Source organism: Roseovarius halophilus (ex Wu et al. 2025) (genome assembly GCF_047086965.1).
In genome coordinates, this window is record NZ_JBKOTX010000661.1 from 1 (window position 1) to 257 (window position 257).

The following is a 257-nucleotide window of genomic DNA, read 5'->3' on the forward strand; positions in this document are numbered from 1 at the left end:
GGCGGTGGCCTACGACGACGGCACGCAGGGCCACATGCTGGCCTTCGTGGCGGCGCAGCCGGGGGCCGAGGGGGCGCTCGCGCGCCTTGTCGGGGAGGCGGTGGCGTTCTCGGGGATGGAGGACGGCGCGCTTGACGTCGGGTTCTTCGAGCCGGACGCGCCGGTGACCGAGCGCCTTGCACGGGTGGGCTTGCGTTTCGATCTGCCCGCGGCGCGGGCCATGCCGGACCAGCCCCCGGGGGCCGCCCCGGGAATGG

The 257-nt window shown here is 76.3% G+C and carries 1 pseudogene; it reads left to right on the top strand.

Annotation, left to right across the window (positions count from 1 at the left end):
- A pseudogene (locus ACH107_RS33945) lies at window positions 1–257 on the top strand (SseB family protein); the annotation flags it as partial.